The following is a 22,432-nucleotide window of genomic DNA, read 5'->3' as shown; positions in this document are numbered from 1 at the left end:
CCGTATAATGCGCGCCATGGCAAGCAAGAAACCCAAAAACCCCGACAACGTGATCGCGCGCAACAAACGCGCGAGCTTCGACTTCCAGCTGCTCGAGACCTTCGAGGCCGGCGTGGCCCTGGCTGGCTGGGAGGTGAAGAGCCTGCGCGCCGGCAAGGCACAGCTGACCGATTCCTACGTGCTGATGAAAAACGGCGAGGCCTGGCTACTGGGTTCGCAGATCACCCCGCTGGAAACCGCCTCGACCCATTTCGTGGCGGACCCCACGCGCACGCGCAAACTGCTGCTGCACAAAAAGGAGCTGGCCAAAATCCTGGCGGCCACCACGCAGAAGGGCCAGACCTGCGTGTGCACCCAGCTCTACTGGAAAGGTCACCTGGTCAAGGCGCGCATCGCCCTCGCCCACGGCAAGAAGACGCACGACAAACGCGACACCCAGAAAGAGCGCGACTGGGGCCGGCAGAAACAACGCATCATCCGCGACAACGTCAAGCAATAGGCCGCGACAATACTGCTTATTCGGGATCGATCTAAACCCCGACTTGCAAAAAGGCCGCCCCGCACCCATATTTAAAGTGTGCCCGGCACCACCGTCGATACCGTCCATCAGGTACCGGCAAACACAATCGGGCACAGGTAATACGGTTGAAGTACCGCAATACTCTCCCATGGAGGAGGGCGCCGGGCGAGGGGCACTAGCGCGATGCAAACCCCTCGCCATAGGCTGACAAACCGTCCCGGCCGCATTCGGGTGGCATCCGCCAGCCGGCTGCGGCCATTTAATTTGCCCCGATATCATTCCCGCGCCCGCTAGCGGCCACCGACTCCGGCAGCGATTGCTCAGCCCAGCATCAGGGCCCGCCCGGTCATGACAAGCCCCACCGCGAACAGCACGCTCACCGCCACGCGGCGGTACAGGGCGCCGCCAAAACGGTGGAACAGGTGGTAGCCCAGTTTGTCCCCCAGGTACATCGCCGGAAACGCCAGCAGGAATTGCAAGGGCGAGCGCGCGGAGACGAAGCCCGCGGCGGCGTAGGACAGCAGCGCCATCACCGCGGCGAACAGGAAAAAGGTCATCAGCAGGGCGCGGCTGCGTGCCGGCTCGGGCTCGGTGGCCATGGCGTAGATGATCACCGGCGGCCCGGGGATGGCGAAGGCGCCGTTCAGCAGGCCCGAGACGGCGCCGGTGGCACCGCCCAGCCAGGACCCGGGCGGCTGCCGCCCGGGGCGGTATACGCTCAACGCCAGGGACGCGGCAATCACCGCCAGACCGATCCACAGCTGGAACTGGCGCGGTGAAATAGCGCTCAACAGGGCGGCGCCAGCAAAACTCCCCAACAGGGCCGCGGCCAGCATCGGCAGCATGGGACGCAGGGGAAAGCGGCCCCAATAGGTATTCAGTGTTAACAGGCTGACCGCCAGGGTAAGACTGGCGCTCAGCACCACCGCGTCGGTGGGCGCCATGATCAGCGAGAACGCCGGCACCGCGGTCAGCGCGAACCCAAAACCGGTGAACGCGCGCATCACCGCGGCGAACACCACCACCGCCCACACCAGGGCAAGCTGGGAGAGCGGGATACCCGACAGCAGGTCCGCCAGGATACTCACGCTCGCGGCGCTACGGCCCCGTCACCCCGCGACCGCTTAGGCGGCGCTTTGCAGGGCGAGCTGGTTGACCCGCACCAGGCGGCCCGGATAGCGGCCGGTGAGACGATCATTTGCCAACACCACCTCGCCATCGACGATCACCGCACGGTACCCGGAGGCCTCTTGCAGCAGGCGCTGGCCCCCGGCGGGCAGGTCCTGTTCCATGTGCGGCGCGTGCAGGCGCAGGCGACCCATGTCGATCACATTGATGTTGGCCTTGAGCCCCACCTTGATGCGGCCGCGATCGCGCATGCCGCAGTAGTCGGCGATATCGCTGGTCAGGCGCCGCACCGCGTCCCGCAGCTCCAGGCGGCCGCCGCGCTCGCGGTCCCGGGTCCAGTAGCTGAGCAGGTAGGTGGGGAAACTGGAGTCGCAGACCGTGCCCACATGGGCGCCGCCATCGGAGAGCCCCATGATCGACAGCGGGTGCCGCATCATAGTGTAGACGTTGTCGTAGCTCATCTCGGTGTAGTTGTAGATGGGGAAATACAGCAGTTCCCGGCCGTCATTTTCCAGCATCAGGTCGTAGATCATTTCCAGGGTCGGTACCCCCCTGTCCTTCGCCATCTGCAGCACCGAGGTTTCCTCGGTCTGCTCGTAGTCGGGGTTTTCGCCCAGGCGGAAGGTCTTGCTGGCCACAAAGTCCACCGCCGCCAGCAGGGCGTCGGCGATGGGCGGCACCGGCGTGCCATCCCCCGCCACCGGCTCGGATTTCTCGCCGAGCAGTTGCGCCTTGAAGGCCGGGTCGCGCATGTGTTGCACGCGCTCCGCCAGGGGCAGGTGGCAGATACGCTTGTAGCTGGGAAAGCCGATAAAGGGGTGGAAGGTGCACTGCAGGCCCACGGTCACGCCGATACCCCGGGGCGCGGTTTGCAGGCGCATGTCGAGGCCCTTGTCCACGGCCTTCTCGGCGCGGTCGATGATGCGCAGCCACTGGTCGGGAGCGAAATCCCGCTGCATCAGCGACAGCGAGAACGGCCGCCCGCCCGCCGCGCTGGCGAAGCCCTCGAGCAGGTCGAATTCCTCGTCAAAGCGGTCGCCGTCCTGCGCCACCCGCTCGAGATTGAAGTCGTTCACCGCCTGCAAAACACCATGCGACAGGCCGTCAAAGGCGCTGGCGATGCCCTCCAGCTCCGCGGCGGAGGCCTCGGAAGCCGGGGTCCACTCGCCGTCGGCGCTGCGGTGCACGTCGGAGCGGCCGGTGGAAAAGCCGATGGCGCCGGCCTCCAGGGCCTCCCGGGTCAGGCGCCGCATCGCTTCGATATCGGCACTGGTGGCGGGCTCGTTGAACACCGCGCGGTCACCCATCACATAGACCCGCAGCGGGTCGTGGGTCACCTGCACCGCGTAGTCGATGCTGTGGGGTTTGGCGTCCAGCGCGTCCATGTATTCCGGCAGGGTTTCCCAATCCCAGGTAATGCCCTCGGCCAGGGCGGTGCCGGGGATGTCCTCCACACCCTCCATCAGCCGGATCAGCTTGTCCCGGTCCCCCGGGCGCACCGGGGCGAAGCCGACGCCACAGCTGCCCATCACCACGGTGCTGACGCCGTGATTGATGCTCGGCTGCATATCCGCGTCCCAGGACACCTGGCCGTCGTAGTGGGTGTGCAGGTCGATAAAGCCGGGGGTCACGATGTGGTCCGCGGCGTCGATCACCTGGGCCGCCTCCCCCACGCAGGGCCCGACTTCCACGATGACCCCGTCCTTTACGCCCACGTTGGCGCGGATCGGCTCATTGCCCTGGCCATCGAAGACACTGCCGTTGATGATTTTCAAGTCGTAGTCCATGGATGCTCTCCGGGTGGCTCGGCGTGTTCACCGCCTGTTATTGGAAGGTGGGGAAAGTCTAGACAAGGCGGTTGGGGCCGCACAGGGTCAAATCAGGCCAAGTCGGGTGATTACCGGCCGCCGGCGCCCAGACACGCCGCGACGGGGGCCAGGCGCCGGTCCGGCGCCTGGCGATGGATGCCCTACAGGGCCCGGGGCAACGCGACCCCGAGGCGCTCGCCCCAGGGCTCCAGGTCGCCCATGATGCTGGGGTACAGTTCCACCCCGTCCCGGCGCTGCTGGTCCCGGGCCAGCCAGGCCCGGTGCCCGGGGAAGCGCACCCCCGGCGCGTCCTTCGCCACCGCGCTGTCTTCGCACAGGCGCTGTAGGGCGCCCAGTTGCCACTTGAAGTTCTCCAGCGAGGTAAAGGCCGCCGGATCGATCACCTGCAGGAACACCGAGTTCGCCTCACCGTCCCCCGCCGCGGCGGCGTCCGCCCGGCCGTAGCCCCCCAGCGCCATGCTCAACACCTCGGTGAGAATGGCCAGGGCCGCGCCCTTGTAGCCGTGCCCGGCGCCGCCGATCGGCATGATGCTGCCGCCCTCCGCCAGCGCCTTGGGGTCCGCGGTGACCTCCCCCCGGGCATCCTTCAGGCAGGGCTCGGGCATCGCCTTGCCCTCCCGCGCGGCGCGGGCCACATAACCCCCGGCGGTGATGGACATGCTGATATCGAACAGCAGGGGATAGTCCTCGCCCGGCGCCGCCATGGCGATCGGATTGGCGGAGAAGATCGGGTCGATACCGCCGTGGGCGCTCACCGTGTTTTCCGAGGGCGTGGAACAGGTCATCAGCACCGCGTAGCCCGCCTCCACCACCCGCGGCAGGTAGGCCCCCAGGCAGGCGATATGCTGGCTGCGGCGAATCGTGGCCATCACCACCCCGTGCTCCGGCACCCGCGCCATGGCGGTGTCGAGGGCCTGGCGCACCACCCAGGGACCGGGCAGGAAGGCCGCGTCCCAGTTGAACAGATTGCCGCGGTCGACCAGCACCTCGGGCTCGCCAGCGGCCCGGCTGTCGCCGTCCACCAGCCATTGCAGGTTGTGCGGCACCCGGTTCATGCCGTGGGTGCTGAAACCCATCAGATCCGCCTCCAGGAACACCTCCGCCATCACCGCCGCGCGCTCGGCGGGCAGGCCGGCCCGCTGGAACAGCTCGCTGGCAAAGTCGGTCAGGTCGGCGGCGGCATAGCGCGCTCCCATGGCAATCTCCTCTCTCATTGGCTTGGGTGGCATTTCACCGTAAAGCATAGCCCTCCCGACCCGCAAGGCTGGCCGGAGAGCGGGTGCCAGGGGAATGGAACTTTCGCAAAATTCACGGTCGAAGTATTTGCGCAGTAGGGTATACTGCGCAGTCCACCTACGGGGGCGATTAGGATTCGACGACGGTAACGAAACCTGAGGTGCATGCCGTGATGACAGCGAATCACGTTAATCCAAAGCTGTAACCTAAATAGTTGCCAATGACGACAACTACGGTGCCCAACTGGCTGCGTAAGCAGCGATGAAAGCACCATCTAGTGGCTTCGGCCCTAGCGGTCTTTAGCAAGGTGCCAGTATCGCGCTATTGACTGTCATACAGAACTGGATCGCAGTAACGCACGCCCTGGGCCGCGCTGCTAAACACTAACAGGGATCGCCAACCACGTCCTGCCCGTCGGGCTGTGTGCGGCTAAAACAATAGACGGAAACTAAGCATGTAGAGCCGATGGCAGAGTACTGGCGGACGCGGGTTCGATTAACACCATGGTCGCCACAGGGAGTGATCCCTGTCGGAAAAAGAGAGCTCATACGGTGAACGCTAAGGGGCACCGCCCTATGCCAACGCCGTCCGGTGAATGGGAAACCAGTAAGCCGGCTAGAGACTCATAGGCTCCTAAGGGCAAGCCCTACGGAGTACTAGGGTGGGCAAACGCCCACAATACGCTCTCCCCTGCAGCAGCATCGCAGGTGAAGGAATAGTCCAGCCCATGTCGAAAGGCATGGATCAGCTGTCCCGCCGCCTCCACCAATCCCCCGCTCCCGGCGCCTGCCGGGAGCGGACTCCAGGGAGTCAAGGATGACGACCTATAAACGCGCGCAAACGCTCAGTGATACCGAAGCTGCCTACATCGCCGGCCTCGTCGATGGCGAGGGCACCATTACCCTGACCCGTAAACACCGCAACGAGAATCGCCAACTGGCCCTGACCATCAGCAGTACGGAACGCGGCATGCTGGACTTTGTACTGGCTCGCACCGGTGTGGGCAAAATCACCAATAAGCGCCGCTCCAAGGCCCATCATCAGGACAGCTTTGCCTATGCGGTCTACAACCGGCAAGCCCTACAGCTGATCCGGCAAATTGGTCCTTACCTGCTTTCCTATAAATCCGCGCGCTGTGCGCTAATTCTGAGTGAATACATAAAGCTCACTCCGCGCAATGGCAAGTACAGCCCCAGTGTGAAAGCCGCCAGGGAGCGGTTCGAAACCAGTTTACTGGCCATCAAGCCAGCCACTCATATCTAAACCCAATGGAATCGGGATTTCAGGTCAAACAAACTCAGCATTCCCCTCCTACCCAGATCCAGTCAGAAAGGAGTGAGCCCCCTTTTTACTTAACAAGTCTCGCCGATGGCAAGGGCCACTTAGATTACCGTGCATCCTCCAGAAAGCCCCGAAAAGCACGCAAAAAATTCGCCTGATCTTCGAGAAAGGGACTGTGCCCCACCCCCGGCATCACCACTTCCAGGAAGTCGCCGCCATTGGCCGCGTAGCGCCGCAGCAATTCCCGGGTCTGCGCCAGCATCGGCTGCGGCGGGTAGCGCTCCGCGCCCGGCCACCCCGGTATCAGCCCCTCCCGCCCCAGCACCGCGGGGTCCGAGCGGGACTGGTCGCCGATGATGCTGTCCCGATCGCCGCGCACCCACAGCACCGGCGGTTGCGGGGAGATATCCGCAAAGGCACTGAGATCGAAGTACTTGGGGCTGATGGCGTTCAGGGGGCCAAAGCGTCCCGGCGCGACGAAGGGCCAGTGGGGCGAGGCCTCGCAATCCCCGGGGTAGTGGCGCTCGCCCAGCCGCTGCCGCAGGGAGCCGCGCAGCAACTGTTCCTCCCGATCCAGCGCCAGCGGTTGGCTGAAGAAGGAATTGCGGATCACGTTCCGTGGCGAAAACTCGCTCGCCTCCCCCAGATCCCCGGCCTGCAGCCGCTCGACAAATTCCGCGGCCACCACGCCGCCGCCCGAGCCTGCGTAATCGCTGTTGCAGGGGGCGCCCTGTGGGTCCCGGGTGCCGCCGAAACCATAGGGGCTGACCGGCGCGATCAGGGTGAGGGATTTCGCGGCGCGGGGGTGGTCGATAGCGAACTGCATGATCGCCGCCACGCCCGCCGACCAGCCCACCAGGTGGACGGCCGGCAGCGCCAGGGCCCGCAGCAGGGCATCCAGGTCGTCGGCCCAGTCCCGGGCGCCCCGGGTGGCGTCGATCGGCCGGTCCTCGGTATCGCCGTAGCCGCGCAGGTCCACCGCCAGGCAGCGGTAGCTCGCAGGCATCGCCAGCATCAACTCCTCGAAATAGGTCGAGGAGGAAAAATTGCCGTGCACGAACAGCACCGGCTCGCCGTCGGCCGCTCCACTGCCCAGCAGGTGCATGCGCAGTCTCGCCGTGGCCACTTGCGCCGGGCGGATGCCCGGCAGGTGTTGCGCAAAAGCGGAAGTCACGCCACGCTCAATAGCTGTAGGTGAAGCCCAGGCTGTAGGTGCGCGGCGGATTGTAATAGCCCAGCTCCACCCCCGGAAAGGCCGACAGGTCGAAGGCGTGGGTGCGATACTCCTCGTCCGTGAGGTTCTTGCCGCCCAGAATAACCTGCCAGCGCTGATCCAGCGTCTCGAAAACGAGGGCCGCGTTGTACAGGGTATAGCTTCCCTGGGCGAGGTTTTCACTGCTGTTGACCTCGAGATAGGTCTTGCCGCGGTAGCTCATGTCCGCGGTGAAGCTCAGCGAGCCCAGACTGCCGACCGGCAGCTCGTAGCTGAACCCCAGGTAGGTGTCCCAGCGCGGCGCGTTGACCATTTCCCGCTGGTCGCTGACATCGATCACCGCGCCGCTCACCGGGTCGATTCCCGCCAGAAACTCCTTGTACTCGGCGTCCAGGTAGCCAATGTTGGCATTGACCGTCAGGCGCTCGCTGACTAGCGCGGTGAGCTCCAGCTCCACGCCCTGTATCACCGCCTCGCCCGCGTTGGAGAACACCGGGACGAAGGTGGAGCCGTCGGCGGTGGCCTCGAAGCTACTCACCTGCAGGTCGTCGTAGGCGTTGTAGAACAGCGCCAGGTTGGTGCGCAGGCGGTTGCCGAAGGACTGGCTCTTCAGGCCCACTTCGTAGCTGAGCAGGGTTTCCTCGTCATAGGGTTCCAGCTGGCCGTCCGCCAGGCGGCCATTGAAGCCACCGCTTTTAAAGCCCGTGGAGACGGTGCCGTAGACGTTGGTATCGTCATTCCACTGGTACTTGAGCCCGATCTTCGGCAAGAAGTTGTCGAAGTCGGCCGCGTCGGGATCGGCCAGCGGGCGCGCCACGCCGATGCCCCCGCCGAGCCGAAGATCGGCGCTGGTCGGGTTCAACAGATCCGGATTGGCATACAACACCGCCCCGCTGTCCGGGTCAAAACCAATCCCCGCCAGGGCGGTGAGGTCGAAATCCTCGGTCTGGCGCCGATAGTTTTTCTCCTCCTCGGTGTAGCGGAATCCGAGTATCCCGGTGAGTCGCTCGCTGAAATCATAATCCAGCTGGCCGAACACCGCATAGGAGTCCGTCTCGAAGGCGGCCTCACCGGAGGCGGCAATCTGGAAGTTGCCGAATACCCCGCCATCGAAGGTGTCCCCCTCCTCGTTGTAGTAGTAGAGGCCCGATACCAGGGACAGGCGGTCACCGCGGTAGGCGAACTGGAATTCCTGGCTGAACTGGTCCTGCTCGTTGAAATAGAAAATTCCAAAGGGATTGAGCGGAGTGGCATCGAGATCCAGTTCGGTACCATAGTCCAGCGTCCGATAGGAGGTGATGGATTTCAGGCTCCAGCGGTCACTGACATCCCAGCTCGCATTGAGGCTGTAGCCCTGGGTCTCGGTGTACTCGGTGCGGTTGAAATCCGCGTTCACGGTAAAGGGATCCCGGTCGGCGGGAAAATGCTCGACCCGGGGGGTAAAGGTGTAGGGGTCGATCACCAACACATCGATCGGCGTTTCCTTCGCCGGCGTGCGGGAGCGGTCGGGGTCGCTGTCGGTGTAGTCGGCCGCCAGCTGCAGGGAGAGATTGTCCGTGGGATCAAACTGCAAGACGCCGCGCGCGAAGCCCATATCGCGGTCACCGTCACGCTCGCCATCGTAGCGGTTCTTGCTGTAGCCCTCGCGATCCATCTTGGCGACGGTCAATCGGCCGCTCAGTGTATCGGCGATGATAGGGCCGCTCAGGGTGCCGCGCAGATCCAGTCGATCGTAGTTACCCACGGTGGCCGACAGGGATGTCGAGAATTCGTCAGTGGGCGCCGCCGACACGTACTTGATGGCCCCGCCCACCGTGTTGCGTCCGTACAAGCTACCCTGCGGGCCGCGCAGTACCTCGATACGCTCCACGTCCACCACATCCAGGAAGGCCCCCTGCGCACGCCCCAGATACACGTCGTCCAGGTAGATGCCCACGCCCGGCTCGAAGAATGCGATGGAGTCGATCTGACCGATGCCGCGGATATAGACCACCGCGTTGTTGGCGTCCCCCACGTGGATGCTGAGGTTGGGCACGAGGGATTGCAGGTCGCCGATATCCACCACCTGCCTCACATCCAGATCGTTGCGGGAAAACGCGCTGACCGCCACCGGCACGTCCTGCAGATTGGCCTCGCGCCGCTCCGCCGTCACCAACACCTCCTCGATGACCCCGGCCACGTCGCGATTCGGGGTATCGGCTGCGGCCGGATTCATCGCGGCGACGGCAGACAGCCAGGCCAGGCGGCGAATCTGTTGCGCCAGCGGCGAACGGCGAATAACGGGAATAGGTGCGAAATTGTGCATGGTTCGGCCCTCTCTACGGGGGCAGGCCGCCATTGCACAGGCGCTTGCTCCACCGTTCTTTGGTTATTGATATGGGCCTGACTATAGTGAGTCTTGCGGCACGGCATAATGACCGATTGGCTCGATCACGGGGGTCATTTTCGCTCACCCCGGATTCCGTCGCCGCGCGGGCGCGCAGCTAGCGGAGCAGTTCGTGGTGCTTGAGATACACCGTCGGCGACATCCCGTACCATCGCCGGAAGGCGCGCTTGAAAGCGCGCACTTCGCTGTAACCCAGCATCTGGGCCACATCGGCGGGCGCGACCCGCTGATGCAGCGCGTCGACCGCCTGCTCGCTGTTGACTTGGTCCAGCAAGCGCCGAAAACTGGTGTCCTGCCGGGCCAGCCGCCGGCGCAAGGTCGCCACGCTCATGCCGAGGGTAGAGGCCACCGCCTCCTGCTGCCGCGTACCTCGCGGCGCCGAGCCCCGGCGAATCACCTGCAGTACCTGATGGATAAAATCATCGTCGTAGCACCGCGGCCCGCGGCGCTGCAGCAGGGCCAGATAGTGCGCATAGATATTCCCCGCGATATCGATGTCCCCAGCGGGATTCAGCGGCAGCTCCGCCTGGTCGGCGCGGTAGGCCAGCTCATACACCTCGTGCCCGGCCTGTAGCGGCGCCTCGAACAGGTGAAGGTGATGGTGGTGGCCGGGCAGTTGCGGTCGCCGGGTCGCCACGCGCAACAACTTCAGCGGCCGCCCGCTGAGGTAGGACAGGGCGCAGTGGATCTTGAGCAGGGCAAATTCAATGGCAAAGGGACTGGGCGCGGCGCGGTAGTGGAAATCGCGGTCGTCCACAATGTAGCTGAGGACGCCCCCGCGGCGGCGCACGAAATTGTAATCGCCGCCGTGCACAATGTTGTAGGTTTCCGCCAGCGCCTGCAGCCCCTCCTGCAGTTGCCGGCACTGACCGAGGTTGGAAAAAATCATCCGGGTAGTGCCCCGCCGCAGGGAGCGGGCAGCCTTTAAATGGGACTCTTCGTGAATCTGGTTCTGGTTGGCGGCGATGATACGCCAGCAGTCATCCATGTCGATCAGCGCCGACGGATCGGCCAGGTGATCCCCGGGCAGGCCCAGCTCCCGCAGCAGGCAGGCAACGGACATACCCTGCTCGATGGACTCGTGCATCAGGTCCAGTACGTCGCGCACCTCGACAGTGAACGGCTGCTGTTCGTTATTCATCCGGGCATTATTCAAAAGCGGGACACGGGTGTCGAGGCATTTCAGGGTAGCGAGTCACGCCCAGGAATCCCGGCCGATCGCAAAACTTGACAGCCCTGGCTTTTTGGTTAGGATTCCTACCTATGAATTTCGACGACATCACAGAGCCGCTCGATCGCCGCCTGGCCGATGGCCTGACCCGGCTGGCGGCCGTAGCGCGCCAGCTCGACTGGCAGGCGGCGGAAAGCGCCGGCCTGTCCCCGACCCAGGCCGACATCCTGCGCTTTGTCGCCGGGCGTCCGCGGGGCGCCCGGCTCACCGCCACCGCCGCCCATGTCGGGGTACGCAAGGCCACGGCCAGCGACGCGGTCGCCGCGCTTGAGCGCAAGGCGCTGCTGAAAAAATGCGCCGACATGTCCGATGGCCGGGCCATCGCCCTGAAAGCCACCGCAAAGGGCCACCGCGTCGCCCGGGAATGGCCCAGTAACTACGCCAGGATTGTCGACGGCCTGTCGCCCGCGGAACAGCAAACACTACTGGGCTTGACGGTTAAAATGATCCGGCAATTACAGCAGCGCCAACTGATCGCGCCGCAGCGTACCTGCGTCACCTGCCGGTATTTTCGCGAGAATGTCGCGCCGGGCACCGACACGCCGCATTACTGCGCCTTCGTCGGCGCGGCAATGGCCGAGCGGCACCTGCGGGTGGATTGCGCGGAGCACGAACCCGCCGCCTGAGGGCGGCCTGCACCACCCCGTTGCAACACGAACGGGTATTCGCTTCTCACATATAGTTAGGAGTCCTATCATGAAAAGCAAGATCCTGGTTACATGCGGCATCGCCGCCACCGCCCTGTCACTGCAAGCCGACCCCGAAGTCCCCTACCCGACCGGTTACCGTGACTGGCAGCACGTAAAAAGCATGGTCATCGAACAAGGGCACCCGCTGTACACCGCTTTTGGCGGGATTCATCACCTCTACGCCAATAACGAAGCACTAAAAGGCTATCGCGATGGACGCTTCCCCAACGGCGCGGTGATTATTTTCGACCTGCTGGAAGCCGTCCACGAGGGCAACACGATTGGTGAAGGCTCCCGAAAAGTCCTGGGGGTCATGCACAAAGACGAAGACAAGTTCTCGGCTACGGGTGGGTGGGGTTTTGAAGGCTTTGCCGGCGGCGATCCCTCCCGTCGTGTCGTGGCCGGGAATGCCGCCACCGCCTGTTTCGCCTGCCACCAGCCGCAAAAAGATCGCGACTACGTATTCAGCGCACTGAGGGATTGATCCGCCCATGAATGAGCCTGAACGCGCGCCGGCCTGGCACATCGCCCAGTGGTTCAATACGCCGGCGCCCATCTCACTGGAAGCGCAGCGCGGCAAGGTTGTTGTCGCCTGCGCTTTCCAGATGCTTTGCCCCGGCTGCGTCAGTCATGCCATTCCCCAGCTCAAGGCCTTGCACGAGCTATTCGCGCCGCAGGGGGTTTGCGTGGTGGGCCTGCACACGGTGTTCGAGCACCACGAGGCGGTAACAGCCAGCGTGCTGGAAGCGTTTTTGCACGAGTATGGCATCCGCTGCCCCGTGGGCATCGACGCACCGGCGCGGGATGGACGCCCAATCCCCCAGACCATGGCCGCGTACCGGATGCAGGGCACGCCGACCTTCCTGCTCATCGACCGGCAGGGGAGACTGCGCCGGCAAGTATTTGGCCTGGTGCCCGAGCTGCGATTCGGCGCGGAAGTGATGCAGCTCCTGATGGAACCAGCAAGCGCAACACGGAAAGGCCCGATGTCATAAATACCACGCTTGAGTGCCGCCGGGCAATAAACCGTTACTTCTTCAGCAGGCTGTGTCTTTTTCGTATACTGCCGTGCAAGTCAAATACCATAAAGGAATACTCGTGCGTCCAGCTCACCTGCTATTTTTCACCGCATGCCTGTCGGTACCGGTCCAGGCCGCCGTTCTGGTAAACACAGAACCCACCACGCTGATAACCCACGAAGACGGCAGCAGCGTGACCTATTGGGTGTATCTCGACCAGGCACCCAGTGCCGGCGAGACTGTCACGGTCACCCCGTCCTCCGGTGATGTCACCGAAGGCACCGTGAGCGGCGGCCCCCTTACATTTACCGACGCAAACTGGGATACCCCGCAGAGCGTCACCGTCACCCCTGGCGCCTCGGGTGACGGTAACGATGGCGATGTCATGTATACCATTTCCCAATTCACAACCGCTACAGGGGGCACCGCGTCCTTTAACGGCGCCTTCGCGCTCGATGTGGATGTCACCAACCGGAATATCGAGGGGATAAACACCGTGCTGATGAGCCCAGCCAGTGGCACGGCGTTTTATCTGGACGAGGGCAGTTCCCAAACTGTCACCCTGACGGTGACCGGCGCACCAACCAGCGACATCTCCATCGATGTCAGTATCGCCGGCGGGGAGGCAACCGTGTCCACCAGCACTGTCACACTGCAGGCGGGCAACGGCTACTCAGCCACGTTTGACGTCACCGCGGTCGCCGACGCGGCATTTGACGCGGACCAGGCATTCACTGTGGTCACCGACCCCGCGTCTAGCCTCGACGGCAATTACAACGGTATCGACCTGAATGACATTCAAGGCCTGGCCATCAATGTCGATGCTCCGGTGCGCGAAGTCCTCCTGTCACCCGCCAACAACCCGCTGCAAACTTCCGAATCGGGGGGCGGCGACAGCATCGATATGGTACTCAGCGCGGCACCCGCAAGCGATGTCAGTTTCAGTGTTACCGTTAGTGCGCCCGGGGAAGCGATGACCAGCGCCTCGACCATCACCTTTACACCAGCCAACTGGAACATACCGCAAACCTTGAACGTGACTGGCGTGGACGACGGCGTGGCGGATGGAGACGCGAATTTTCAGATCCTGTTTGGCAATAGCGCATCGGCGGATGGCAACTGGAACAACCTTGCCATCACTGCGGTAGCGGGCATCAACACAGACGATGGTTCGCGGCCGGCACCACCGCCAGCTCCGCAAGCGATACCCGTGCTGCCACAGAGCCTCCTGCTGGGACTGTCCGGACTGCTGCTCTTGTCCGGTGCCCGCAAGCTGTCACGACGGCAGTAGCCCGAAGCGCAAAGAAGCGGGCAACTCGTGGGCGGGAAGCCGGCACCCGGTCCAGCACCGAGGCTGCGCCTACAGGGTTTCGGCAAGTACCTCACCCCGCCCTGCCTGCGCCAGGCACAACTGAATACGCTCCTGGGTTTGCGTCAACGCACGCCGGTGGCCCGGCGCCAGTTCGGCGTATTCGTTAAACAGCGCACGCAATTGCTGCAATGCCGCTTCGGAGCAGAAATCCGCGGCCAGCTCGGGCAGGCGGCGGCGCCACTGGGTGGGGATCAGCGCGACGATTTGCGGGAAATTGTCCCGTATCCACTGCCAATTCGCTTCTTGCGTCTCGCCTGGCGCGGTGGCGCTGTGTAGCAGGCTGGAGACCTCCCGCGGGTTCAGCTCGCCGCTGAGCGCCAATGCCCACACCGTCGGCAGCAGCTCGGGGTCACTGACCCGCCCCAGGGCACTGGCGGCGGCCGCAGCGAAGCGCGGGTCGTCCAGATCCCGACGCAATTCGATCAGGTGCTCGACAAAGTCCTGTCCCAGGTCCTGGACCGCGACGGTCAGGGCGGCTTCGTAGAGCTCCGAGGCTAGGGCCCCGGGATCGCGTGGGCCACCGAAGCCCGTAAAGTCCACGGCCCTGGTCCGCAATTCCCGCCTCGCGCCTGTATCCTGAGCCTCCAGCGCCATCAAGCCCAGCAGTTCCGTGTGGAGCAGCTGCGCCTCCGGTGATTCGCTGGCTTTCGCGCGATCTATCGCCGGGCCGTACCAACGCCGGAGATTCCCGGCCAGGGTCGTGCGTTGCACGGCATCGAGGTAGTGGCGGCTATAGCGCTGCAACTGATGCAAGGGAGCGCTCACCACCCGCGGCGCCGAGGATACCGCCGATGCCGCGACCACCTCCCACACCAGTGCCGGGGGCAACTGACCTGCCTCGAAGGCCGCCAGCGCGCTGTCGACCAGCGACAGCGCCTCCGCCGGACCGAGCTGGTCGAAATCCGCCAGCAGGGCGCGCCACTGCGCCGGTGGCAGGTTCCATCGGTAGTAACCGTCGCCACCGGCATTGGGCAGCACCCAGTCGGGGCATGTCTTCCGAGGCAGTGTCACGGTCTGTTCCGCCGCGACCAGCATCTCGCAGTGCCTGGCGCCGTCATCGGTGCGCAGGCACAGGGGAATACTCCAGCGCGCGTGCGCATCGATTGTCGAGCCCAGGGGCTTGTAGCGGCTTTCCCGCAGGGTAACTGCGGGCGCGCCCTCGCCGCAGCGCAAGGCCACATCGACCACGGGCACGCCCTTTTGCTCGACAAAATCGCGGAACACGGCGGTCAAAGCCGGCGTTCGGGTCGCTTCCGCGATGGCCGCATAGAACTGGGCGGCGTCCGCGCTGCCCCCGGCATAGCGTCCGACATAGCGGCCCAGGGCCGGGCGGAAGGTTTCCGGGCCGAAATAGCGATCCACCATGCGGATCACCCCCAGGCTCTTCTGGTAGGTAATGGCGTCGTAGGCGTTGCGGACATTCTCGTTGTCGTCGATGGGCTCGCGAATGGCCCGGGTGCTGGCCAGTGAATCCAGGCGCATGGCGTCGATGGCGCGGGCCGCGGCGGCCAACTCATGGCCGGCTTCGGGCTCCATCGCGGCGAGCGCCAGCGGGGTGCCCCAGGTGGCAAAGCCCTCCTTCAGCCACAAATCGTCCCACCAGGGCGGCGTCACCAGGTTGCCAAACCACATATGGGCAATCTCGTGAGCGTGCTCGCTCAGCAGTGTCAGCCGCTCACCCGGCGAGGGGTCGCCACCCACCAGGATCAGCTGCTCGTGGTAGGTGGGCGCGGCGGACAACTCGGTGGCGCCGCTCGGCCACTGGGGCGCGGCCACGATATCCAGTTTGCCGAAGGGATAGGGCCGTTCCAGCTGGGTCTCGAAAATTTCCACCATGCGCGGCGTAATATCGAGAATGTAGTCGAGCCCGGCCCCCCGTCCGCGGCGCGCGAAACCGCGCAGCGGCACCGGCGCGTCGCGGTAGGCGTTGGCGGGCAGCGCCGGGCGTTCCACCACGTCGAAGGGCCCTACCGCCAGCGACAGCAGGTAGGTCGGCATCGGCGGCGAGGTGGCGAAGGTCACCGTTTCCATGCCCTCGCCAGCGGGTGCGCGATCCAGTTCCGCGGTGTTGCCGATCACCGGGTATCCCGCCGGCACGGTCAGGCGCCAGTCAAAGGTCGCCTTCAGGCCCGGCTCGTCAAAGCCCGGCAGGAAACGGCGCGCCTGGATGGATTCGGACTTGGCCAGGACATAGGCGTCACCCTGCTCCTCCACCTTGAACAGGCCCACCAGCGTGCGGCTGTAGTGCGCGGCGTAGTCGATCTCCAGTGACAGTTCACCCGCCGGCACCACCGCTGCAAGCCTGACTGCCGCCACGCCGGTGTCCAGCACCTGTTCATACGTGGCGGCAACGGCCTCGCCTCCCGCCAATACCGCCCGTATCCGGCTTACGGCCAAATCTTTGCCGTGCAGCCAGATCACGTCGCTCGGACGGAGCAACTCCAGGTCGATGCGCGCGCTGCCGGAGAGACCCTCCGCGCGCGGGTCGACCCTCAGATCGAGACGGTAGGCCAGCGGCCGTGCCAGCGACGGCAGTTTGCCCCGCGGCGCCTCGTGCTCGTCGGCCAGATAGACCGGCGCGCCCGGCGGCGCGGCGCCGGCCTGCTGCCGCGGCACGCGATCGCACGCGGCAAGGCTGGCGAGGCACATGAATACGGTTAACACGCGGAAAATACTGGGCATTGATGACGGGCTCCATGGGTGGCTGTTGCCCCGCCGCCCGGGTCGATAACAAAGACAAACCGGCTTGCGAACGAGGCCTGTGTCACAGCTTAACTGCTCGACGGTCTATTTTTAATCCGTTGGTCAGTTTTTTGTAGTACGGTCAGCCTCTCTACCACTAGAATACCCCGGCCGAAGCCCGCCGGGTTTCGGCAATCTCTGACAAAAGCCCCGCTCCCCGGTGGCAACCCCATGCATCGCCTGGGCGCGGATACCGAGTCTTCGTACAAAAAAGAGGAACAGGACTTGCGACGCACCTTACGCTATCTAACCACCAGCCTTGCGCTGGGCTGTCTGGCGGGCACCGCCAACGCCGTTGTTATCGACACTTTCGAAACCGATCAACCCGCGATAAGCCGGACCGCACCGGCCGATACCGGCACCCGTGTCGACCACTGGATATCGGGCAGCGGTATCCTTGGCGGCGAACGCGAGCTCACGCTCACCCTGCACCCCACCATAGCCGACGGCACTACCTCCAGCGCGGATGTCTCCGGAGGCGCCTACAACTACAACAAGGACTCCACGGCGGGCACCTTCTCATACGCCTTCGTCGTCTGGGACGGTGCCGACGGTACCGGGACCGTGGACACCAGCGGCCTGGGCGGTGTCGACCTGACCGAAGGCGGCCGCCACGACGCCATCGCGATCAGCGTCAACGCCAGCGACAACCCGGCAACCGTGTATATCGTGGCCGATTCCAGCTTCGGCTACTCTTCTCGGGCGGCGCTCAATCTCCCCGGCGGTATTTCGTCCCCCCAGACCTTCATCGTGCCGTTTTCGGCCTTTTCCGTACTGGGGTTCAACGGTCCCGCCACCTTCAACAGCATTGGCGCGCTGCAATTGCAAATCTACTCACCGCCGTCCCAGAACCTGGCCATCGGCCGTGTAGAGACCACCTCCACGCTCAGCGCGAGCAAACGGGGCAACCTGCTGGTGGACACCCATGGCAACAGCGTGGCTAACCCGGGAGATGTCTTGCGCTACACGGTGCAAGTCGCCAATACCATGGGCAGCGGGCAGGTGAACAATGTGGTGTTCCGCGACACCCTGGACAGCAATACCAACCTGGTCGCGGGCTCGGTCACCACCACCCAAGGCGCCGTCCTGTCCGGCAACAATCCGGGCGACACGGTCGTGGAGATCGACTTTGGCGCGCTGCCGGGCGGCACCACCGCCACGGTGAACTTTGATGCGGCAATCGACGCCTCGACTCCGGCCAGCGTGACCCAGATCGTCAACCAGGGCCTGGTATCCGCCGACGGGCTGACCAACCTGCTCACCGACGACCCCGATACCGCCGCGGCGATCGATGCCACCGTCGTCGCCGTGCTACCGGCGCCGGCGCCACCACCGCCACCCACTCCGGGCCCCGGAACATCCGCGCGGGCCATCCCGGTCACGGGTCCCGCGGGGCTGGCGCTGACGGTCCTCGCGCTGTTGATCGCGGGCGCCAGAAGCCGGCTTCTGTAAGCAACCGCCAGCACGTCCGGCGTTCGCCGCTGCGGGCTTCCTTGCCTCTGGCGATATAGCGTACGCCCCGACCAAAAAGCGGCGGAATGAATTCCGCCCTACACACCCCACAGCACACCCCTGTAGGGTCGAATTCATTCGACCAAAAAGCGGGCCGCGCAAAGGCGGCCCGCTTTCCCGTGCCCAGGGGGCGGCTACGCCTGGCCCCCGGCTACTTCAGTACAACAACCTCCACGCGCCGGTTGGCGCGGCGCCCCTCGGCGGTACTGTTGTCGGCGGCGGGCGCGTCCTCGCCGTAGGAAATCGTTGCCATCCGATCCAGAGCCACGCCCTTGGTATGCAAATAGCGCTGCACGGCTTCCGCGCGCCGCAGGCCCAGTTGCCGATTGTAGTCCGCCGGTCCGGTGGCGTCCGTATGGCCCTGGATTTCCAGATACACATTGGCGTTGTCGGCCTTGAGCCGGCCGGCGAGGTCGGTCAGTCGCGACTGCACGAGCTCGGACAGGGTCGCCCGGTCGGTTGCGAAATTCAGGTCGTCCTCGGCCAGCACAACGGTGTAGAGGAATTTACCCTCGGCAAGCTTGCCGGCCATTTCCGCCCGCTCCAGCGCCTCGCGACTGGTGGCGCTCCACTCGTCGATCCTGCCGTTTACCCTGGATTCCATGGCGGCCACGCGCTCGTCGACATAACTTTTGGTGGCACAGCCGGAAACCGCGAATACCGCGGCGGCCAGCAGGGCGAGTCTGCTTGCATTCATATGCATCTCCTGTGGTCTCGATTAACTGGCCAAAGCTCCATCGGCCAGCACTCAGATTCCGCCCCCCGGCGGCGAAAGTATTTCGACTGCCGGCTTTGCTGTCAACTTCAGGCCCTATTCACTTGACACCGCGGACCACCGCCAGCCCGGGAGCGGCATACCGCTATTTCATGGTTGTGCCACCGAGTCGCCAGCGCACTTGCACACCGACGGTGTAGCTATCGTCGCTACCCACATCAAGACGCTGGCCACCACGCGCGACATACCGCCAATGCTGATCCCAGACCGATGCCGCCGTCAACGCCGTCTCCAGGCGTTGACCCCAGCGCCTGGAAAATTGCAGCTCCGCCTGCCAGGCCTCTCGAGCAAAGGCTCCCTCCCACGCCAGGTTGGCGTCGAAGGCCTGCCATTCGTTGCCGTCCGGCGCCAGGGTAAGACCCAGAGCCCAGTGCCGGCCCAGCTCCCGTTGCAGCAACAGGTCCGGATAGACCAGGCGCACGCGCCAGGACTCCGTGCGCAACCGCCAGCCCACTACCGGATAGATCGTCGCTTCCCCAAAGCGATGATCGCGGGCGGCGCCCAGCACCCACTCACCCCGTGATGCCGGGAACAGGGCCATCGCCGACGCCCAGACCTGTACGCTGTCCCCGTTCAACTCGCCGGGCTCGCTGAATGCATTGGAGGACGCTGACAACGCCGGTGCGAACGCCAGACTCAACGCCGCGTTTTCCAGCGCGCGATCCCAGGAAACAACTGCGTACAGGGTATGCAGGTCGCCGTTGGTGACCGGAGCTGCACGCTCGGGAGTCACGCGAACATCCAGCGCGCTGTACTCGTGGCCCAGCCCCGCCACCAGGCCGCCTTCACTGTCCCATTGCGCCACCAGGTCGGTGCGCCTGCCCCGCACTTCACCGACGCCGGCATCGAGACGGGTTGAAGACAACCATCGATAGCTCGCCGACAGCAAGCCGCCGTCCCCGGCGCGCCAGTGCAGCGCGTCACGCGCCTGAGCAACAGGCATCGCAACCAGCGCCGCGGTACATAGCAGCCATCGCCCGAGACAAATCGCTCCCTGCGCGCGCCGAGGGCCGCGAAGAGCCCCCCGGGCTCGCTGCCGAATGCTCATGCTGTGCTCCGCGTGATACCCTTCCGACCAGTATAGCCGCGCGCTGGCGTGCCGCGCCGCCGGGCTCCCGCCCCCCGGAAAGCCAGGTCAGGACGCTGTATTGGAAGAAATCGCTGAAGGGATCACCTATGAAGCTGTTGATACGGGCAAGCTTGGCGGCGGGGTTGGCGGTGGTGGCTCTTGGAGTCCACAGATTTCATTTCACAACGGATGACCTTCATCTCAAGGAAAGCGCCAGGGGCTCGCGCCCGGCGCCGTGCGAAGCCGGGGCCGCCGGCGTGATGAGGTGCCTGTTCAGTCTGGACACCCGCGAGCCATTTCGCATTCGCCTGCCGGACAGCGACAAGCCCGTGACGCTCAGCGGCGTTAATGCACCGCAACGACTCGCCGTTGGCGACTACCAGGATGGCCCGGTTCGCGGGCAAGTCCTGCTGGATTATCAGCTAATCACGCCACTGAATTTGCCCGGCATTTCCGGATCCATGCAGTTCGTGGCGCCTTTTGCCGTCACCACACAGGGCTCTGGGGCGTTTTGGTACCTGGGCATGTTCAACATTGATCTACAAAGTGGACACACACGTCATTTGGCCAGCGAGTTTCTCGGCGACCGGGTCCACATCGAGGCTATCGATGTAAAAACGCCCTTCGACCCGCCCTACAGCGTCACGCTATCCATCAAAACCCGAACCGCCGCACAATCCATGGCCGAAGCACCCGCGGAACCTGTGCAGCGCACTTTCCAGCTGGACCACGACTCTCTTCAACCCTCCTCGCAATAAAGACTTTCCGCGGCACCAGTGTGAAAACCCCTGGATTCACGGCGGCGCGATTGCACAACTAGGGTGCACAATTGGACCCTCGCACCCTTTTTGGGCTAGAATGCGCGCCCCTACGGCATCCCCAGAGGTGCCCCCGAGGCTCACGGGCCCCGGACCCTTTCGGCTTGGCGGCAACATCGCAGGCCGGCTTAGCGGAGCCCCCGGCTACCGCCCTTTGCGCCATTCGCGTGAACCCGACGATCAACCCCTGACCGGAACGGAGCACGATGCCGACGACACAAACTATTGTTGCAATTGGTGACCACCAGCCCGAAATGGCGGAGCGCGAGGCCTTCCCGCCCCAGCGCTTCAAGGTCTACACCGCCAAACAACTGGACAAGATCCCCCAGTTGCAGCGGCTCTGTGAAGAGCAGCGTTTTGAGATGAAGGTCGTAGCCAGCGTGCTGCCCTTCCGCGTGAATGAACACGTGATTGACGAATTGATCGACTGGGACGCGGTGCCCGACGACCCGATTTTCCAACTGACCTTCCCCCAGCGGGAGATGCTGGCGCCGGAGTATTTCGAGCGCGTGGCGCAGGCCCTGCGGGACGAATTGCCGCGGGAGGATTTCAACGCCATCGTCGCCGATATCCGCGCCGAGCTGAACCCGCACCCGGCCGGCCAGCTGGAGCACAATATCCCGCATGTCAACGGCGAACCGATCGACGGCCTGCAGCACAAGTACCGCGAGACGGTACTGTTCTTCCCCAGCTCCGGACAGGTCTGTCACACCTACTGCACATTCTGCTTCCGCTGGGCGCAGTTCGTGGGCGACAAGGACCTGCAGATCGCCGCCAAGGAATCGGGGCAGTTGCAGGACTACCTGCGCGAGCACCGCGAGGTCACCGATGTCCTGGTGACCGGCGGCGACCCCATGGTGATGAAAACACGCAACCTGCGGGCCTACCTCGAGCCGCTGCTCGGCGAGGAGTTCGACCATATCCGCACCATTCGCATCGGCACCAAGGCGCTGACGTTCTGGCCCCAGCGCTTCGTCAGTGATGCCGACGCTCAGGACCTGCTTGATTTGTTCCGCGAAATCCAGGCCGCCGGCAAGCACCTGGCGCTGATGGCCCACTACAATCACTGGCGCGAACTGGAGCCGGCCATCGCCCGTGAGGCGGTCCGGCGCATTCGCGACACCGGTGCCCAGATCCGCGCCCAGGGCCCGCTGCTGGCGCATATCAACGACGACCCCGCGGTGTGGGCGCGACTGTGGCAGACCCAGGTGGAACTGGGCATCGTGCCCTACTACATGTTCGTGGAGCGCGACACCGGCGCGCGCCGCTACTTCGAGGTGCCACTGGTACGGGCCTGGGAGATCTACCGCGAGGCCATGCAGCAGGTGTCCGGTATCGCGCGCACGGCCCGCGGACCGAGCATGAGCGCGCACCCGGGCAAGGTGGAAATCCAGGGCGTCACCGAGGTGCGCGGCGAGAAAGTACTGGCGCTGCGCATGATCCAGGGCCGCGACCCCAACTGGGTACAGCGGCCTTTCTTCGCCCGCTACGACGAGGAGGCCACCTGGCTGAATCACCTGGAGCCCGCCCTCGGGGAAGAACAGTTCTTTTTCGAGGCGCGCCAGGCCGGCTAAGCGACTGACCGGCCGCCCCCCCCGGCCCTCTCGCCAGT

Annotated in this window: 18 protein-coding genes and 1 other RNA gene; 10 read left to right on the top strand and 9 right to left on the bottom strand. The window is 64.6% G+C overall.

What is annotated here, in order from left to right:
• Positions 1-16: 16 nt before the first annotated feature.
• The gene (gene smpB, locus JYP50_RS00730) at positions 17-499 is read left to right on the top strand and encodes an SsrA-binding protein SmpB (RefSeq protein ID WP_206558536.1); all 483 of its coding nucleotides are present in this window, start codon (positions 17-19) and stop codon (positions 497-499) included.
• A 341-nt stretch (positions 500-840) separates the two neighbouring features.
• Here the strand turns inward: smpB and JYP50_RS00725 are convergent, their stop codons facing one another.
• From JYP50_RS00725 to JYP50_RS00715, 3 genes are all read right to left on the bottom strand, one after another.
• Entirely contained in the window at positions 841-1,608 is a 768-nt protein-coding gene (locus tag JYP50_RS00725; protein ID WP_206558535.1) for a TSUP family transporter, read from the bottom strand.
• A gap of 36 nt (positions 1,609-1,644) precedes the next feature.
• Entirely contained in the window at positions 1,645-3,435 is a 1,791-nt protein-coding gene (locus JYP50_RS00720) for an N-acyl-D-amino-acid deacylase family protein (RefSeq protein WP_206558534.1), read from the bottom strand.
• A 182-nt stretch (positions 3,436-3,617) separates the two neighbouring features.
• Positions 3,618-4,673 carry an Ldh family oxidoreductase gene (locus JYP50_RS00715; protein ID WP_206558533.1) on the bottom strand — a complete coding sequence of 352 codons (1,056 nt, stop codon included), beginning with the start codon at positions 4,671-4,673 and terminating at the stop codon, positions 3,618-3,620.
• 169 nt (positions 4,674-4,842) lie between these two features.
• Here JYP50_RS00715 and ssrA point away from each other — a divergent pair.
• Together ssrA and JYP50_RS00705 are read left to right on the top strand one after the other, a co-directional pair.
• Positions 4,843-5,211: a transfer-messenger RNA gene (gene ssrA, locus JYP50_RS00710) on the top strand.
• A gap of 318 nt (positions 5,212-5,529) precedes the next feature.
• Positions 5,530-5,976 (top strand): LAGLIDADG family homing endonuclease, encoded by a 447-nt coding sequence (locus JYP50_RS00705; RefSeq protein ID WP_206558532.1) that lies wholly within the window; start codon positions 5,530-5,532, stop codon positions 5,974-5,976.
• Between the two features lie 124 nt (positions 5,977-6,100).
• Here JYP50_RS00705 and JYP50_RS00700 read toward each other — a convergent pair whose 3' ends face one another.
• From JYP50_RS00700 to JYP50_RS00690, 3 genes are all read right to left on the bottom strand, one after another.
• Positions 6,101-7,168: an alpha/beta fold hydrolase gene (locus tag JYP50_RS00700; protein WP_206558531.1), complete on the bottom strand. Its 1,068-nt coding sequence runs from the start codon at positions 7,166-7,168 to the stop codon at positions 6,101-6,103.
• 7 nt (positions 7,169-7,175) lie between these two features.
• Positions 7,176-9,512 carry a TonB-dependent receptor gene (locus tag JYP50_RS00695; RefSeq protein ID WP_206558530.1) on the bottom strand — a complete coding sequence of 779 codons (2,337 nt, stop codon included), beginning with the start codon at positions 9,510-9,512 and terminating at the stop codon, positions 7,176-7,178.
• 178 nt (positions 9,513-9,690) lie between these two features.
• On the bottom strand, positions 9,691-10,734 hold the full coding sequence (locus JYP50_RS00690) for a helix-turn-helix transcriptional regulator (protein ID WP_206558529.1): 1,044 nt from the start codon (positions 10,732-10,734) through the stop codon (positions 9,691-9,693).
• A 122-nt stretch (positions 10,735-10,856) separates the two neighbouring features.
• Here JYP50_RS00690 and JYP50_RS00685 point away from each other — a divergent pair, with 122 nt between their 5' ends.
• From JYP50_RS00685 to JYP50_RS00670, 4 genes are all read left to right on the top strand, one after another.
• Positions 10,857-11,450, top strand: coding sequence for a MarR family winged helix-turn-helix transcriptional regulator (locus tag JYP50_RS00685; protein WP_206558528.1), 594 nt, complete (start codon positions 10,857-10,859; stop codon positions 11,448-11,450).
• A gap of 70 nt (positions 11,451-11,520) precedes the next feature.
• Positions 11,521-11,997, top strand: a complete 477-nt coding sequence (locus JYP50_RS00680; RefSeq protein ID WP_206558527.1) for a cytochrome P460 family protein — start codon at positions 11,521-11,523, stop codon at positions 11,995-11,997.
• A gap of 7 nt (positions 11,998-12,004) precedes the next feature.
• Positions 12,005-12,508 carry a redoxin family protein gene (locus tag JYP50_RS00675; RefSeq protein ID WP_206558526.1) on the top strand — a complete coding sequence of 168 codons (504 nt, stop codon included), beginning with the start codon at positions 12,005-12,007 and terminating at the stop codon, positions 12,506-12,508.
• Positions 12,509-12,611: 103 nt separating this feature from the next.
• Positions 12,612-13,823, top strand: a complete 1,212-nt coding sequence (locus tag JYP50_RS00670; RefSeq protein WP_206558525.1) for a hypothetical protein — start codon at positions 12,612-12,614, stop codon at positions 13,821-13,823.
• Between the two features lie 69 nt (positions 13,824-13,892).
• Here JYP50_RS00670 and JYP50_RS00665 read toward each other — a convergent pair whose 3' ends face one another.
• On the bottom strand, positions 13,893-16,586 hold the full coding sequence (locus JYP50_RS00665; RefSeq protein WP_206558524.1) for a M1 family metallopeptidase: 2,694 nt from the start codon (positions 16,584-16,586) through the stop codon (positions 13,893-13,895).
• A gap of 285 nt (positions 16,587-16,871) precedes the next feature.
• On the opposite strand from JYP50_RS00665, the gene JYP50_RS00660 reads away from it, so the two are divergent.
• Positions 16,872-18,098, top strand: coding sequence for a DUF11 domain-containing protein (locus tag JYP50_RS00660; protein ID WP_206558523.1), 1,227 nt, complete (start codon positions 16,872-16,874; stop codon positions 18,096-18,098).
• A gap of 211 nt (positions 18,099-18,309) precedes the next feature.
• On the opposite strand, the gene JYP50_RS00655 is transcribed toward JYP50_RS00660, so the two are convergent.
• Both JYP50_RS00655 and JYP50_RS00650 read right to left on the bottom strand, forming a co-directional pair.
• A complete protein-coding gene (locus JYP50_RS00655; protein ID WP_206558522.1) occupies positions 18,310-18,855 on the bottom strand; it encodes an OmpA family protein in 546 nt (181 codons plus the stop codon).
• Positions 18,856-19,018: 163 nt separating this feature from the next.
• The gene (locus tag JYP50_RS00650; RefSeq protein ID WP_206558521.1) at positions 19,019-19,876 is read right to left on the bottom strand and encodes a hypothetical protein; all 858 of its coding nucleotides are present in this window, start codon (positions 19,874-19,876) and stop codon (positions 19,019-19,021) included.
• A 233-nt stretch (positions 19,877-20,109) separates the two neighbouring features.
• Here JYP50_RS00650 and JYP50_RS00645 point away from each other — a divergent pair, with 233 nt between their 5' ends.
• Both JYP50_RS00645 and JYP50_RS00640 read left to right on the top strand, forming a co-directional pair.
• Positions 20,110-20,760, top strand: coding sequence for a hypothetical protein (locus JYP50_RS00645; protein ID WP_206558520.1), 651 nt, complete (start codon positions 20,110-20,112; stop codon positions 20,758-20,760).
• A 266-nt stretch (positions 20,761-21,026) separates the two neighbouring features.
• A complete protein-coding gene (locus JYP50_RS00640; protein ID WP_206558519.1) occupies positions 21,027-22,394 on the top strand; it encodes a KamA family radical SAM protein in 1,368 nt (455 codons plus the stop codon).
• The last annotated feature ends 38 nt before the right edge of the window (positions 22,395-22,432 follow it).

Origin of the sequence: Parahaliea mediterranea, assembly GCF_017255185.1 — a bacterium.
Classification (GTDB): Bacteria; Pseudomonadota; Gammaproteobacteria; order Pseudomonadales; family Halieaceae; genus JAFKCZ01.
Note: the sequence above shows the minus strand (reverse complement) of the source record. Positions and strands in the feature narration are given on the sequence as shown.

Excerpts from the sequence above, each read along its gene's own strand:
- JYP50_RS00640 (WP_206558519.1), top strand. The coding sequence starts at position 21,027 with ATGCCGACGACACAAACTATTGTTGCAATTGGTGACCACCAGCCCGAA.
- JYP50_RS00705 (WP_206558532.1), top strand. The coding sequence starts at position 5,530 with ATGACGACCTATAAACGCGCGCAAACGCTCAGTGATACCGAAGCTGCC.
- JYP50_RS00690 (WP_206558529.1), bottom strand. The coding sequence starts at position 10,734 with ATGAATAACGAACAGCAGCCGTTCACTGTCGAGGTGCGCGACGTACTG.
- JYP50_RS00715 (WP_206558533.1), bottom strand. The coding sequence starts at position 4,673 with ATGGGAGCGCGCTATGCCGCCGCCGACCTGACCGACTTTGCCAGCGAG.
- JYP50_RS00680 (WP_206558527.1), top strand. The coding sequence starts at position 11,521 with ATGAAAAGCAAGATCCTGGTTACATGCGGCATCGCCGCCACCGCCCTG.
- JYP50_RS00650 (WP_206558521.1), bottom strand. The coding sequence starts at position 19,876 with ATGCCTGTTGCTCAGGCGCGTGACGCGCTGCACTGGCGCGCCGGGGAC.
- JYP50_RS00695 (WP_206558530.1), bottom strand. The coding sequence starts at position 9,512 with ATGCACAATTTCGCACCTATTCCCGTTATTCGCCGTTCGCCGCTGGCG.
- JYP50_RS00655 (WP_206558522.1), bottom strand. The coding sequence starts at position 18,855 with ATGAATGCAAGCAGACTCGCCCTGCTGGCCGCCGCGGTATTCGCGGTT.
- JYP50_RS00720 (WP_206558534.1), bottom strand. The coding sequence starts at position 3,435 with ATGGACTACGACTTGAAAATCATCAACGGCAGTGTCTTCGATGGCCAG.
- smpB (WP_206558536.1), top strand. The coding sequence starts at position 17 with ATGGCAAGCAAGAAACCCAAAAACCCCGACAACGTGATCGCGCGCAAC.
- JYP50_RS00665 (WP_206558524.1), bottom strand. The coding sequence starts at position 16,586 with ATGCCCAGTATTTTCCGCGTGTTAACCGTATTCATGTGCCTCGCCAGC.
- JYP50_RS00675 (WP_206558526.1), top strand. The coding sequence starts at position 12,005 with ATGAATGAGCCTGAACGCGCGCCGGCCTGGCACATCGCCCAGTGGTTC.
- JYP50_RS00685 (WP_206558528.1), top strand. The coding sequence starts at position 10,857 with ATGAATTTCGACGACATCACAGAGCCGCTCGATCGCCGCCTGGCCGAT.
- JYP50_RS00645 (WP_206558520.1), top strand. The coding sequence starts at position 20,110 with ATGAAGCTGTTGATACGGGCAAGCTTGGCGGCGGGGTTGGCGGTGGTG.